11 protein-coding genes are annotated in these 14,386 nt (G+C 67.3%); 8 read left to right on the top strand and 3 right to left on the bottom strand.

What is annotated here, in order from left to right; genetic code table 11:
* Positions 1–60: 60 nt before the first annotated feature.
* The 8 genes from IE097_RS11960 (at position 61) to ppgK (ending at position 10,479) form a co-directional block, all read left to right on the top strand.
* Positions 61–1,068 (top strand): substrate-binding domain-containing protein, encoded by a 1,008-nt coding sequence (locus IE097_RS11960; RefSeq protein ID WP_189461038.1) that lies wholly within the window; start codon positions 61–63, stop codon positions 1,066–1,068.
* Positions 1,069–1,423: 355 nt separating this feature from the next.
* Positions 1,424–2,743, top strand: a complete 1,320-nt coding sequence (locus IE097_RS11955; protein ID WP_229797562.1) for a maltoporin — start codon at positions 1,424–1,426, stop codon at positions 2,741–2,743.
* 176 nt (positions 2,744–2,919) lie between these two features.
* The gene (locus tag IE097_RS11950; protein WP_189461036.1) at positions 2,920–4,539 is read left to right on the top strand and encodes an alpha-glucosidase; all 1,620 of its coding nucleotides are present in this window, start codon (positions 2,920–2,922) and stop codon (positions 4,537–4,539) included.
* Between the two features lies 1 nt (position 4,540).
* On the top strand, positions 4,541–5,641 hold the full coding sequence (locus IE097_RS11945; protein ID WP_189461034.1) for an ABC transporter ATP-binding protein: 1,101 nt from the start codon (positions 4,541–4,543) through the stop codon (positions 5,639–5,641).
* Positions 5,642–5,704: 63 nt separating this feature from the next.
* A complete protein-coding gene (gene malE / locus IE097_RS11940) occupies positions 5,705–6,901 on the top strand; it encodes a maltose/maltodextrin ABC transporter substrate-binding protein MalE (RefSeq protein WP_189461032.1) in 1,197 nt (398 codons plus the stop codon).
* A gap of 109 nt (positions 6,902–7,010) precedes the next feature.
* A complete protein-coding gene (malF, locus tag IE097_RS11935) occupies positions 7,011–8,531 on the top strand; it encodes a maltose ABC transporter permease MalF (protein WP_189461031.1) in 1,521 nt (506 codons plus the stop codon).
* 10 nt (positions 8,532–8,541) lie between these two features.
* A complete protein-coding gene (gene malG / locus IE097_RS11930) occupies positions 8,542–9,432 on the top strand; it encodes a maltose ABC transporter permease MalG (RefSeq protein WP_189461029.1) in 891 nt (296 codons plus the stop codon).
* Between the two features lie 282 nt (positions 9,433–9,714).
* Complete coding sequence (gene ppgK, locus IE097_RS11925; protein WP_189461027.1) at positions 9,715–10,479, top strand: polyphosphate--glucose phosphotransferase; 765 nt, start codon at positions 9,715–9,717, stop codon at positions 10,477–10,479.
* 12 nt (positions 10,480–10,491) lie between these two features.
* Here ppgK and IE097_RS11920 read toward each other — a convergent pair whose 3' ends face one another.
* From IE097_RS11920 to IE097_RS11910, 3 genes are all read right to left on the bottom strand, one after another.
* Positions 10,492–11,613, bottom strand: coding sequence for a BamA/TamA family outer membrane protein (locus IE097_RS11920; protein ID WP_189461025.1), 1,122 nt, complete (start codon positions 11,611–11,613; stop codon positions 10,492–10,494).
* 4 nt (positions 11,614–11,617) lie between these two features.
* A complete protein-coding gene (locus IE097_RS11915; RefSeq protein ID WP_189461023.1) occupies positions 11,618–12,610 on the bottom strand; it encodes a hypothetical protein in 993 nt (330 codons plus the stop codon).
* A 77-nt stretch (positions 12,611–12,687) separates the two neighbouring features.
* Positions 12,688–14,385, bottom strand: a complete 1,698-nt coding sequence (locus IE097_RS11910; protein ID WP_189461021.1) for an SPOR domain-containing protein — start codon at positions 14,383–14,385, stop codon at positions 12,688–12,690.
* Between the last annotated feature and the right edge of the window lies 1 nt (position 14,386).

The raw sequence follows: 14,386 nt of genomic DNA, 5'->3' as shown, positions 1-14,386 counted from the left end.
TGCCTGTCGGCGCAGTGCAAGCGGTAAGATGGCGGCCATTCCATTCTGCCTGTCGCCGCCATGAACCTGCGCCAACTGGCCGCCCATCTCCAGCTGTCGCCGACCACGGTCAGCCGCGCACTGAACGGCTTTCCCGAGGTCAACCAGGACACGCGCGAGCGCGTGGTCGAGGCTGCGGCCCGGCTCGGCTACCGTCCGAACACCGTGGCGCGGCGACTGGCGACCGGCAAGACCGACAGCATCGGCATCATCTACCCGTTCGAGCCGACCGACCTCGGCGATCCGGTCTTCCTCGACATCATCGCCGGCGTGACCGAGCGGCTGGGCGAGGCGGGGCTCGATCTGGTGATCATCTCGGCCGCGGTCGAGAACGAACTCGAAACCTATCACCGTGTCGTCTCCGGTGGCCGCGTGGACGGCCTGATCGTTGCGCGCACCCGTGTCGACGATGCCCGGCTGCAGTATCTGGCCGAAAAGCAGTTCCCCTTCGTCGCACATGGCCGCAGCGCGCTGGCCGGACCGTATCCGTGGTTCGACTACGACAACGAGGCCGGCATGCGCCTGGCCGTCGACCGGCTCACCGGCGAGGGCCATCGCCGCATCGCGCTGCTGCATGCACCGCTGGAGATGAACTTCGCCGTGCAGCGCCGCCTCGGCTTCCTGCTCGGCCTCAATGCTGCCGGTGTCGACGTGCGGCCGGACTACCTCGTCTGCGGCGGTCTCGATCCGTCTGCGGCGGCCGACGCCACCCGCGGCCTGCTGGCGCAGGCGGAACCGCCGACGGCCATCGTTGTCGACAACAACGTTTCGGCACCCGGTGTCATGAACGCGCTGCGCGACGCCGGTCTCGTGCCGGGACGCGATATTTCGGTGATCGTTTTCGGCGGTCTGCCGGCGCATCACCCGGATGTCGTCAGCGCGGTATTGCAGCCCGAGCCGCGCAAGGCCGGCCGCACGCTGGCCGAGCTGATGCTGGCGCGGCTGAACGGCCGGCCCGCGGCCGAACTGACCCGGTTGTGGAAACCGGTCTTCGTCGCCGGCGACACCGACGCACCGCTGCCGCGCTGATTGCCGTTCGTCGGCAGCCCCGGCCCCCCTTCCCGGTCCGTTTTTCCGCCCGCAGTCCCGCACGCCAGCGTGCCACGCATTGCCGCGCCGCCTGCCGGGCCGCTGCCGGACGGGGGGGGCCCCGCGTTTCCCGTCGCTTTGCATCGCCTGCAAACGGTGTCCAAACCGCTTTGGTTTCGATGCAACATAGGGGTTTCGATGTAGTGTGATTGTTCACGTTACGAAATTATTATCGCCTCGCCAGCAAATCAAACCGGTTTGATTCAAAATCCAATCCGGTTTGAGCTGCGGTTCGACGCGGCGATACACGGAAATTCGTAGTGAGCTACGAACCATCGTCGCCAATGACTACAACATGAACGCGCGGCCCGGTGACCGGGCCCAGGAGTGGATGATGGTTCAGCGACGGATTCTCTCGTACCTGATCGCGGCGAGCGCCGCAGGCTTCGCGGCTGCAGCGCAGGCCGACGGCCTGCCGATCGATTTTCACGGCTATGCCCGCAGCGGCATCGGCAGCGCCGTCAACGGTGGCGGTTCGATGACCTGTTTCGCGCTGTCCGGCGCCGGTTCGAAGTACCGGCTGGGCAACGAATGCGAAACCTATGCCGAACTGGCGTTTGGCGGCACCGCGTACGAGAAGAAGGAAACCGGCACCAAGTTCCGCGTCGAATCGATGCTTGCCGTGTCGGCCAAGCAGTTCCAGGACTGGGAAAGCGACGGCAACGACGACGCCGAGTTCGCGTTCCGCCAGATGTACGTGACCGCCGAAGGCGTCGGCCTCGGCGATACCAAGGTCTGGGCCGGCAAGCGCTATTACGACCGCCACGACGTCCACATGATCGACTACTACTTCTGGGACAACTCGGGCCCCGGCGCCGGGATCGAGAACATCGACGTCGGCATCGGCAAGCTGGCCTACGCCTGGCGGCAGAACACCGTCGAGACCTCGGATACCAGCGTGCAGAACCTCGACCGCAAGATCGGCGTGTCGGGCCACGATTTCCGCCTGTCCGGCCTCAAGGTCAACGAGGGCGGCGAGCTGACCCTGGGCGTCGACTTCCGCTTCGCCAACAAGGCCGACCAGGACAACGGCAAGGCGACCGACGGTCAGGCCTACAACATCATGCACACCCAGTCGGACGTGTTCGGCGGCTTCAACCAGCTGGCATTCCAGTTCCAGAAGGGCGACATCGCCGACTCCTACGGTTATCCGAACGTCACGGCCGACAAGAACGACAAAACCTATCGTCTGGTCGAGCAGATGGTGTGGCAGCCGAAGAACTCCAACTGGTCGGGCCAGCTGGTGGCGCTGTGGGAGAAGAAGGACAAGGTGCAGGAAGGCGCGGGCCAGACCTGGATGTCGGTCGGCGCCCGCCCGGTGTACGCGTTCACCGAGCATCTGGCCGGCGCACTCGAAGTCGGCTACGACCAGGTCAAACCCGAGGACGGCGATACCCGCTACCTCGCGAAGGCGACCGCGGCCTTCCTGATCCAGCCGGAGCCGGGCTACTGGAGCCGGCCGCAGCTGCGCCTGTTCGCGACCTACGCCAAGTGGAACGACGCCGCGCAGGCTGCCGCCGGCAACAGCGTCAACAACCCGCTGTCGTTCAACGGCCCGTTCGGCGACCGCCTGAACGGTCTGACCATTGGCGCCCAGGCCGAAGCCTGGTGGTAAGCCGTGCCGGATGAAGCCCCGCTGACTGCGTTGCGCTCGCTTGCCGTACTCGTTTGTACTGTCTGCGCTTCGCACGCCTTGCCAGCAGGGCTTCAGCCGCCGCTTTGACCCTGAATGGCTACCGGGCCGGTCGGTGGCTGGCCCGTAGTACGCAACACTCAAAGACAGGTATCGCAATGAAACAAGCTTGGTGGCGTGGCGGGGTGATCTACCAGATCTATCCGCGCAGTTTTGCAGACAGCAACGGCGACGGCGTCGGCGACCTGCCCGGCATCATCGCCCGGCTGCCCTACGTCGCCAGCCTCGGCGTCGACGCGATCTGGATCTCGCCGTTCTTCAAATCGCCGATGAAGGACTTCGGCTACGACGTCGCCGATTTCCGCCAGGTCGATCCGCTGTTCGGAACGCTGGCCGATTTCGACGCGCTGGTCGCCCGTGCCCATGCGCTCGGCCTCAAGGTCATCATCGACCAGGTGCTGTCGCACACCTCGGACGAACACGCGTGGTTTGCCGAAAGCCGCCAGAGCCGCGCCAGCGCCAGGGCCGACTGGTATGTCTGGGCCGATCCGCAGCCGGACGGCACCGCGCCGAACAACTGGCTGTCGGTGTTCGGCGGCCCGGCATGGCAGTGGGATACCCGCCGCTGCCAGTACTACCTGCACAACTTCCTCGCCAGCCAGCCCGACCTGAACTTCCATTGCCCGGAGGTGCAGGACGCGGTGCTGGCCGACATCCGCTTCTGGCTCGAACGCGGCGTCGACGGCTTCCGCTTCGACGCGTGCAACTTCCATTTCCACGACCGCCAGCTGCGCAACAATCCGCCGGCGCAGAACCGCGACACCAAGACCGTCAGCGCCGACAACCCCTATGGCTACCAGTCGCACCGTTTCGACAAGTCGCAGCCCGAGAACCTCGCCTTCCTGCGGCGGGTGCGTGCGCTGCTCGACGAATACGGCGCGATGAGCGTCGGCGAAGTCGGCGACGACCACAGCCTGCAGCTGATGGCCGCATATACCGCCGACGACGACAAGCTGAACATGGCGTACAGCTTCAACCTGCTGACCGCCGAGTTCTCGGCCGGCTACATCCGCCGCCAGGTCGAAGAGCTCGAAGCCGCGATCGTCGACGGCGGCGGCTGGGGCTGCTGGACCGTCGGCAACCACGATTCGATCCGCGTGCTGACACGCTGGGGCCGCAACACCGGCAACCCGCGCTTCGCCAAGACCATGCTGGCGATGCTCCTGAGCCTGCGCGGCGCCGCCTGCCTGTACCAGGGCGAGGAGCTCGGCCTGCCCGAGGCCGAGCTGAGCTTCGACGAGTTGCAGGACCCGTACGGCATCGCGATGTGGCCCGAATTCAAGGGGCGCGACGGTTGCCGCACGCCGATGCCGTGGCTGCACGACGCGCCGCACGCCGGCTTCACCACCGAGGCACCGTGGTTGCCGGTACCCGACGCGCACGCGGTTCGCGCCGTCGACGTCCAGGACGGCGATGCGACCTCGACGCTGGCATTTTTCCGCAACTTCATGCCGTGGCGGCGCGACTGCGCCGGGCTGGTCGGTGGCGACATCGCCTTCCTCGACGCGGCCGAGCCGGTGCTGGCGTTCACCCGCAGCGATGCCGCCGGCAGCGTCGTCTGCGTGTTCAACCTGGCCGACGCGCCGGCGACCTTCACCCTGCCGTTCGACGCGACGCCGCTCGCCGGCCATGGTCTCGACGGTGCCAGCCTGTCGGGCCGGACGCTGACGCTGGCCGGTTTCGGCGGCTGGTTCGGCGTCGTGGCGAAGGAGGGCTGAAATGGCCACGCTGACGCTCAAGCAGATCAGGAAACAGTTCGGCGAGGTGACGACGCTGCACGGCATCGATCTCGATATCGCCGACGGCGAGTTCATCGTCTTCGTCGGTCCGTCGGGCTGCGGCAAGTCGACCCTGCTGCGCACGATTGCCGGGCTCGAGGACATCAGCGCCGGCGAGCTGGCGATCGACGGCGTGCGCGTCAACGATCTGCCGCCGGTGAAGCGCGGCATCGCCATGGTGTTCCAGAGCTACGCGCTGTATCCGCACATGTCCGTATTCGAGAACATGGCGTTCGGCCTCAAACTCGCCGGCATGAGCAAGACCGAGTACACGCCGCCGGTGACGCGCGCCGCCAGGGTGCTGCAGATCGAGCACCTGCTCGAGCGCAAGCCGGCCGCGCTGTCGGGCGGCCAGCGCCAGCGGGTCGCGATCGGCCGCGCCATCGTCCAGAAGCCCAAGGTCTTCCTGTTCGACGAACCGCTGTCCAACCTTGACGCCGCGCTGCGCGTGCAAATGCGCATCGAGATCGCCCGGCTGCACCGCGAACTGCGAGCGACGATGATCTACGTCACCCACGACCAGGTCGAGGCGATGACGCTGGCCGACCGCATCGTCGTGCTGCGCGCCGGCCGCATCGAGCAGGTCGGCACGCCGATCGAGCTGTACCACGCGCCGGCGAACCTGTTCGTCGCCGGCTTCCTCGGCTCGCCGCAGATGAATTTCGTCACCGGCAGCATCGTCGCGATCGACGCCCACGGTGTCGACGTCGCGCTGCCCGATGCGCAGCGCGTCCGCGTTGCCGTCGACGCCGCCGGCGCGCAGCCTGGCGACAAGGTGACGCTGGGCGTGCGTCCCGAACACCTGTCGCTGGTTGCCGGTGGCAACGCGATTGCCGCCGCGGCGATCGCGCTCGAACACCTCGGTGACGCGTCGGTGCTCTACCTGCAGGCACCGGGCACCGGCGAGACGCTGTCGGCGCGGCTGCCGGCGCTGACCCGCATCGCCGAGGGCGAAGTGTGCCGGCTCGGTTTCCGGCCCGAGCACGGTTATCTGTTCCGCGCGGACGGCACTGCCTTCCGCCGTTTGAACCCGCTGGCCTGAACGGGCCGGATCCGTCGCCTGTTGCAACAGGCCGTACATAGTCGAGTAAAGAGGAGTTAGCAGATGAACGTTTTGGGTCGATTCGTGCTGTCGTCGCTCACCGTTGCGGTCGCCGGGGCGCTCTGTGCGCCGGCCGCCGTCGCCGCCGAGCCGGGCAAGCTGCTGATCTGGATCAACGGCGACAAGGGCTACAAGGGCCTCGCCAAGGTCGGCGAGGAATTCACCAAGGCCACCGGTGTGCAGGTCGTGGTCGAGCGTCCCGAGGACGCCGCCAACAAGTTCCAGCAGGCCGCGGCCGCCGGCAAGGGGCCGGACATCTGGATCTGGGCGCACGACCGTCTCGGCGAGTGGAAGACCGCCGGGCTGCTGTCGCCGGTGACGCCGAGCAAGAAGGTGCGCGGCGAGATCGACGAGCTGGGCTGGAAGGCGTTCACTTCGGGCGGCAAGACCTGGGGCTACCCGATCTCGATCGAGTCGGTCGCGCTGATCTACAACAAGGACCTCGTGCCGACGCCGCCGAAGTCGTTCGACGACGTGATCGCCATCGACAAGAAGCTGTCGGCGCAGGGCAAGAAGGCCATCCTCTGGGACTTCACCAACACCTACTTCACCTGGCCGCTGCTCGGCGCCGGCGGAGCCTACCCGTTCAAGCAGCGCGCCGACGGCACGTATGACCCGGCCAATACCGGCGTCAACAACGCCGGCGCCGTCGCCGGGGTCGATACGCTGATGAAGCTGATCAACAGCGGCGTGATGCCCAAGAGCGCGTCGTACGCCGACATGGACGCCGGCGTGAACCAGGGCAAGGTGGCGATGATGATCACCGGCCCGTGGGCGTGGGAAAACCTCAAGAAGAGCAAGATCAACTTCGGCGTTGCGCCGATTCCGGCGGTGAACGGCAAGCCCGGCGCGCCCTTCGTCGGCGTGATGGGCGCGATGATCAGCCAGGCGAGCCCGAACAAGGAGCTGGCGGTCGAGTTCATCGAGAACCACATGCTGACGCTCAAGGGGCTGAAGACCGTCAACGCCGACGTGCCGCTGGGCGTGCCGGCCAACAAGGCGTTCTACAACGAACTGAAGGCCGATCCGAACATCCAGGCGACGATGGCCAGCGCCAAGAACGGCGGGCCGATGCCGAACAACCCGGAAATGGGCAAGTTCTGGTCGACGATGGAAAGCACGCTGAAGAACGTCACCCAGGGCCGCCAGACCGTCAAGGCCGGGCTCGACGCGGCTGCGGCGCGGATCACCGCGAAGTAAGACGCACCACACCCGGCACGGCCCGGGTTCAGGCTTCCACGAGAGGCGGATCCCCCGGTGCGTCCTGAGCACACGCACCGGGGTGCATTCGCAAGGAAAAGACGTAGACATGCAACGATCGAATTCGCGCCTGGGCTGGCTGGCCTTCGGTGCTCTGGCCTTCCTCATCGGCCTGTACCTGGTGTTCCTGATCCAGCGTGCCGGCCACTCGCTGCTGGCGCTCGGGGCACTGGGCGTGCTGGGCGTCACCACCTGGGTGTTCACGTCCGAGCGCGCCTACGCGTGGCGCTACCTGTATCCGGGCGTTGCCGCGGTGCTGGTGTTCGTGCTGTTTCCGGCGCTGTACACGGTCGGCATCGGCTTCACCAATTACAGCTCGACCAATCTGCTGAGCTACGAGCGCGCAACCGCCTACTTTCTCGACCAGAAGTACGCCGGCAGCGGCGAGCCGCTGAACCTGTCGCTGTATCCGGCCGACAAGCGCTTCATCGTGCATGTCGAAAACGAGGCCGGTCAGGGCTGGCAGACCGCGCCGCTGGCGCTGGACGATGCCGGCGCCCGGACCGTCGCGCTGCAGCCGGCCGCACGGCCGCCGGCCGGCGACAAGGCGCCGATGAAGGACGTGATCGCGCATCAGGCCGCGCTGAAGACGCTGGCGCTGATCCTGCCCGGCAGCAAGGACGAATACCGGCTGTCGGGGCTGAGCAAGGTCGCCGCGATGGCGCCGCTGTTCGCACGGAACGCCGACGGCTCGCTGACCAACCGTCAGGACGGCAGCGTGCTCAAGCCCGACTTCAACACCGGTTTCTATACCAGCGCCGGCGGCGAGCGGATCGCGCCGGGCTTCAAGGTCGGTATCGGCCTCGGCAATTTCGAGCGCCTGTTCACCAGCCACGAGTTCCAGGGCCCGCTGATCAAGATCTTCGTCTGGACCGTGCTCTTCGCCTTCCTGACCGTGGTGTTCACCTTCGTCGTCGGCTTCGTGCTTGCCTCGCTGCTCAACTGGGAAGGGCTGCGTTTCCGCGGTGTCTACCGCATCCTGCTGTTCCTGCCGTACGCGGTGCCGGGCTTCATCTCGATCCTGATTTTCCGCGGCCTGTTCAACGAGAACTTCGGCGAGATCAATCTGGTGCTGAACGGCCTGTTCGGCATCAAGCCGAGCTGGTTCTCCGACCCGCTGCTCGCCAAGACCATGCTGCTGCTGGTCAATACCTGGCTCGGCTACCCGTACACGATGCTGCTGTGCATGGGCATGATCAAGGCGATTCCGGCCGACCTGTACGAGGTGTCGGCGATCAACGGCGGCGGCATGTGGACCAACCTGACCAGGATCACGCTGCCGCTGATCATGAAGCCGATGATGCCGCTGCTGATCGCGTCGTTCGCGTTCAACTTCAACAATTTCGTGCTGATCTCGCTGCTGACCGGCGGCCTGCCCGACTTCACCGACAGCATGGTGCCGGCCGGGGCGACCGACATCCTCGTCTCGTACACCTACCGGATCGCCTTCCAGGATTCGGGGCAGAACTTCGGCCTGGCGGCGGCGATCTCGACGGTGATCTTCGCCCTCGTCGCGGTGCTGTCGGTCGTCAATCTCAAACTCACCCGCGTCAACGCGTCGGCCCGCTAAGGAGAAGACCATGGCCATGGTGCTCGACAAAACCCACCGCTTCAAAGTGATCGCCGCGCACGCCGGGCTGATCTTTTTTCTGGCGCTGACGCTGTTTCCGTTCCTGATGATCGTGTCGATCTCGCTGCGGCCGGGCAATTTCGCCGCCGGCAGCCTGATTCCGGAGCAGATCAGCTTCGAGCACTGGAAGCTCGCGCTCGGCATCGGCTACACCGACGCCAGCGGCCAGTGGGTCGCGCCGCCGTTCCCGGTGCTGCGCTGGCTGTGGAACTCGATCAAGATCGCGACGATCAGCGCCGCGGTGATCCTGCTGCTGTCGACGACGTGCGCGTACGCGTTCGCACGGCTGCGCTTCGCCGGTCGCCGGCTCGGGCTCAACATCCTGTTCCTGATGCAGATGTTCCCAGCGGTGCTGTCGCTGATCGCGATCTACGCGGTGTTCGATGCAATCGGCAGCTACGTGCCGTGGCTCGGCATCGACAGCCACGGCAGCCTGATCCTCGCCTACGCCGGCGGGCTGGCGTTGCACATCTGGACGATCAAGGGCTATTTCGACACGATCCCGGTCGAAATCGAGGAGGCGGCGCGCGTCGACGGTGCCACGCACTTCCAGGCCTTCCGTTACGTGCTGTTGCCGATGGCGGTGCCCATCCTCGTCGTGGTGTTCCTGCTGGCCTTCATCGGCGCGATCATCGAATACCCGGTCGCCTCGGTGCTGCTGCATCAGGAGCAGAACCTGACGCTGGCGGTCGGCTCCAAGCTGTTCCTGTATACGCAGAACTATCTATGGGGCGATTTCGCCGCCGCGGCGATACTTTCGGGCCTGCCGATCACGGTGGTGTTCCTGCTGGCGCAGCGCTACATGATCAGCGGGCTGACCGCCGGCGGCGTCAAAGGCTAACAACCCGATGCATTCGGCGGCTGCGCCTGCGCAGCTGGCCACCGTCCGATGCTCGACATCCTCATGGACCGGCGTCCATTCCGGTGTCTGCGCTTCGGGCGGCGGCAATCTGCTTTGGCTCGCTCGCCGACTGCACCGGGTTTGGTTTGCGACGTGCGAACTCCGTTGCCACAAGGTTGCGCGGTGTTGCGCTGTCTGATGCGGCGGGTGCTGTCGATTTGCCATCTGCTATTCGACGCAGCGTTCTTATGCTGCACAACCCGTTTTTCCAGGACCTGATTCATGGCTAATCCATCTTCCTCCGCCGTGCTCGGCATCGACATCGGCGGCACCGGCATCAAGGGCGCACCGGTCGATGTGGCCACCGGCCGGCTGCTGGCCGAACGCCACGTGCTGGCGACGCCGCAACCGGCGACGCCGGCGGCGGTCGCCGAGACCGTGCGGCAGATGGTCGCGCACTTCGGCTGGACCGGCCCGGTCGGCTGCACGTTTCCGGCCATCGTCCACAACGGCGTGACCCTGTCGGCGGCGAATGTCGATCCGGCCTGGGTCGGCGCGCCGGCGCAACGGCTGTTGTCCGACGCGGTCGGCCTGCCGCTGGCCTTGTTCAACGACGCCGACGCTGCCGGCTCGGCCGAGGCGCGTTTCGGTGCGGCGCACGGTCGTGGCGGAAAGGTGCTGGTGATCACGCTCGGCACCGGCATCGGCTCGGCGCTGATCGTCAATGGCCAGCTGGTTGCCAATACCGAACTCGGCCACCTGCGTTACCCCGGTACCGAATCGGCCGAGAAGTCGTGCTCGGCCAGGGTCAAGAGCGACCAGAACCTCGGCTGGGACGAATACATCGCGCGGCTGGGCGGCTATCTGCAGTACGTCGAACTGCTGCTGTCGCCGGACCTGATCATCATCGGCGGCGGCATCAGCCGCGACCATGCCGACTTCCTGCCACGCTTGCAGCTGCGCTGCGAGGTACTGCCGGCGCAACTGCAGAACGACGCAGGCATCGTCGGCGCGGCGATCGAGGCGGCGCAGGCACTGGCCCGCTGATCCGCGCCCGGATCAGAATGCTTCGTTGATCTGGAAGTAGACGCCGGCGGTCTCGCGGCCGACGCCGAAGTCGAGACGGACGTTGACGCGCGGCTTGAACTCGAAGCGGTAGCCGACGCCGACGGTGGGCAGCCACGGTGCATCCCTGCCGAGTCCGCCGACCGAGTCGGCCAGCGTGCCGGCGCCGCCCCAGAACACCACGCCGTGACGGCCGGTGATGTGGTGGCGGTATTCGAGCTGGGCCGAAACGACGTCCTTGTCGCGGTACTGGCCGAGGAAGTAGCCGCGCATCCGGTTGCCGTTGCCCAGCTGCGACATCATCGTCCACGGCACGTCGCCCCAGGCGAGGTGGCTGTAGATGTCGAGCGCCAGCACGTCGTGCTCGCCGACCGGGTGGTAGTAGTCGTAGATCGTTTCCAGCGTCTGGAAGCGGTTGTCGCTGCCGAGGCCCGGCGCGTAGAACGCCGCGTTGACCTGCAGTGCCTGGCCGTACTTCGGATTGGGGATGAAGTCGCGGCTGTCGTAGTAGAAGTGCGCGGTGACCCCCGATGCCAGCACCGAGGCGCCGTCCGGATCGGCGTCGATCGCGCTGCCGGCTTCGACTTCGGTCGCGTGCGTCTGCGTCAGGCTCCAGCCGACGCCGACATAGGTGTCCGGCGCGATCCGGCGCAGGATCTTCGGCGCCAGCGAGAACTCCTCCTTGGTGTAGTCGTGCTTGTTGGCGTCGTTGCTCCCGGCGTCGTAACCGACGCCCCAGTAGGCGGTCGGCAGCTTGACCATCATCCCGGTGGCCTGGAAGCGCCAGTCGTCGTCGCCGAAGAAGGTGTTGTTGTCGAAGCCCAGCCCCATCGCGCCGACCGAGCTGACGAAGCCCTTGAGCGTCAGTGTCGACAGCTGGGTGTCGGGCAGGGCACCCGGTGGCTTGTACAGGCCGACTGCGGCCATGCCGATGCCGACACCCATTTCCGGGTTGTAGAACGGCCCGGGCAGTACGCCCCAGTCCATGCCCTTGCTCAGGTCGACTTCCTTCGAGGCGCCGAGTTTGGTCAGCGTGCGGTCGAGCCAGCCGTCGTCGTCGGCACGGGCGGTGCCGGCGAGCAGCGTGGCGGTCAGGACGAGGGTGCGGAGTCTCATCGGCTCAGAAGCGGTAGAAGGCGGTGAGGATGTAGCCCTGGCGGGCGCCGAAACCGAGTTCGGCCAGCAGGCTGATGTTGCGGTTGACCGCCCAGTGGACGCCGGCCAGACCGTTCCACGGATTGGCGATCTTCTCGTCGATGCTGAAGTTGACCTTGGTGTCCTGGCCGATGTCGGTTTCCGACGTCGGCAGCGTGGCCGAGCCGGTGATCGTCACCGTGGTGTGCAGATAGGTCGCGCCGACATAGGTCAGCATCGTGCCGTAGTCGCCGAGCTGCCAGTTGACGCCGACGCGGGGCGCGACGTTGAGGCTCTTGGCGTCGGTGTCGGACATCGAGATGTTCGACACCGTGTAGGTGACCGGCAGCGAGAAGAACAGCCGGTCGAGGTTGCCGACCAGGGTGACGCCGAGGCCGTAGGAGTAGCCGTTGTAGTTGGCGCGCGCGGAGGTCTCGAGCGTCTTGCCGCACCAGTCCGGCTTGCGGCGGCCGCTGCAGCGGTCAAGCCCGGTGATGAACTGCACCGCGTCGTCGGCCTTGATCGACAGGCCGATGTCGCCGCCGCCCTTGATGTGGCCGACGATGCCGTAGACGTTCATGAACGGGAGCAGCCATGCGCCGAGCTGGACCTGCTCGGACCGGTTTTCCAGCGTGCTTTTCGGAAACCCGACGAAGCCGGCCGAGCGCAGCGGGTTGTCGTTGACCGACACCTTCAGGTTGCTCAGCAGCATGTTCTGTTCGCTGTAGTAGTAGGAGAGGCCGACGTTGTACGGATTGGGCAGGTCGATGCCGCGGTCGACGACACGCTGGGCGAAGAAGGGCAGCGCGCGGTCCCACTGTTTCGGCGCCGCGGCGCCGTCCTGCGGCGGCAGCGGCGTGACGTTGCCCTGGTAGCCCAGGTCCGGCAGCGCAAGGCCGGGCGCCGTTTCGGCTGCCAGCGCCGGCTGCAGCGCGCACAGCAGTACGGCCGGCAGCCATTTTATGATGGTGGTTTTCATGCACGTCCCGCTGGTGGCGCAGGTGCGCCAACGTCTGGATGGTAGCGTGCGCCCTCCCGCTTGTCTGCCGGTGGCGGTCAGCGCCCCAGCACGCGACGTGTCGCCATGGCGTCGGCCATCTCGCGCAGCGGACCGCCGAGTTCGCGCGCCTTGGCGCGCAATTCGCCCGGCGGCAGGCTCAGCACCAGCCCCTCGGCACTGGCGGCATCGCGGTCGCGGCGGTACAGCGTTTCGAACGCCGCCGCCGCACCGGCGAAATCGCCGAGGCCGTACAGGTTCCACGCGGCCAGCGTCGCGCACTGCTCGTCCGGGATGCCGAAATCGCGGGCGCGGGCCAGTTCGGCCTGGCTGTCGGCGAAGCGCCGTTCGGCGTTGGCCACGCCGGCCCGCTCGAAGGCCAGCTGGCCACGCAGGCCGTCGCTGCGCGGATCGGCGGCGAGTGCCGGTTCGGCCAGCAGTGCCTCGACCGCGTCGCTGCGACCCTGCCGCTGCGCGACCAGCGCCAGACCGTAGCGCGGCTCGCCGCGGGCATCGCCGGAATCGATCGCCAGCCCGAACCAGTCCTGCGCCACCGCATCGTCGCCGGCATTGAACGCGGCCCAGCCGGCGAGCACCGCACCGTTCGCATCAGCGCGCTGGCGGATCGCGTCGGCCAGCGGTGCCGGCAGCGACTGCCCACTGTCGGCCCAGGCCGCCAGCTGGCGCTGGTAACGCAGGGTCCGGAACGCCTGTTCGCTGTCGGCGTCGCGGCGGCCGTCGCGGGCCTCGATCCCGACCAGCATCTCGACCTGTGCCGGCGTGAACAGTGCCTCGGCCTTCTGCAGGCTGGTGATGCGGACGTGTGCCGGCTGGCAGCCGGGGAACAGCGGCTGGTACAGTGCCCATGCCCGCTCCGGTTCGCCCTGCGCCGCGTAGGCGTCGGCGATGCGCCACAGCACGTCGATGCGTCCGCAGTCGGCCAGCGCCGGCCGGGAAGCGACGAGCGCCTGCAGCCGGGCGGTATCGGGATCGTTCAGCGCGGCCTGTAGCGCGAGTGCGTCGCCGCGCCGCTGGCGTTCGTCGCGCAGCGCGGGGGACGGTTGCCAGTCCGGCGTCCGGCGCAGGCGGGCGTCGTACTCGGCCAGCCGGCCGGCATGCAGCAATGCCCACAGCGGGCGCTCGTCGATGACGGCTACCGCGGTGCGCGGTACCTTGACGGCTGCCGGCGGCGGCGGCGTCGCCACGGGTGGGGCCACGGGGCCGGGCTGAGGCGGTTTGCGCAGTGCGGCCTGCTCGGCGTACTCGATCTCGGCGGCATTGCCGCGCTGGCGGACGCCGGCGTCCTGCGGCACCTGCCGCTGCCGCAACACATTGGCCTGCGCCATGCTGCTGCCCGACTGCGACTGCGACTGCGACTGCGACTGCGACTGCGACTGCGACTGCGACTGCGACTGCGACTGCGACTGCGACTGCGGTCCGGCGCCGGCGCCGGCCACCGCTTCCGGCCGGTATGCCGCAATGCGGACGAAGGCCTGCGGGTAGCGCGCCCGCAGCCCGGCCAGCGCGCGGCTGGCGTCGGCCGGGTCGGACCAGAAGCCGGCGCGCAGCACATAGAATTCGCCACGGCGCTCGACACGGACATGCGGCAGATGGCCGAGCGTGGCCTGCGCCGCCTGCAGTGCTTCGGGCCGGGGCGACGACAGCAGCTGGATCGCGTAATAGTCGCGGCCCTGCTGCGGCGTTTCGGCGTGGCCGGCGACGGCCGACAACGCCAGCAGCGCCAGCGTGAACCGCATG

This window comes from Jeongeupia chitinilytica (assembly GCF_014652315.1).
Classification (GTDB): Bacteria; Pseudomonadota; Gammaproteobacteria; order Burkholderiales; family Chitinibacteraceae; genus Jeongeupia; species Jeongeupia chitinilytica.
Note: the sequence above shows the minus strand (reverse complement) of the source record. Positions and strands in the feature narration are given on the sequence as shown.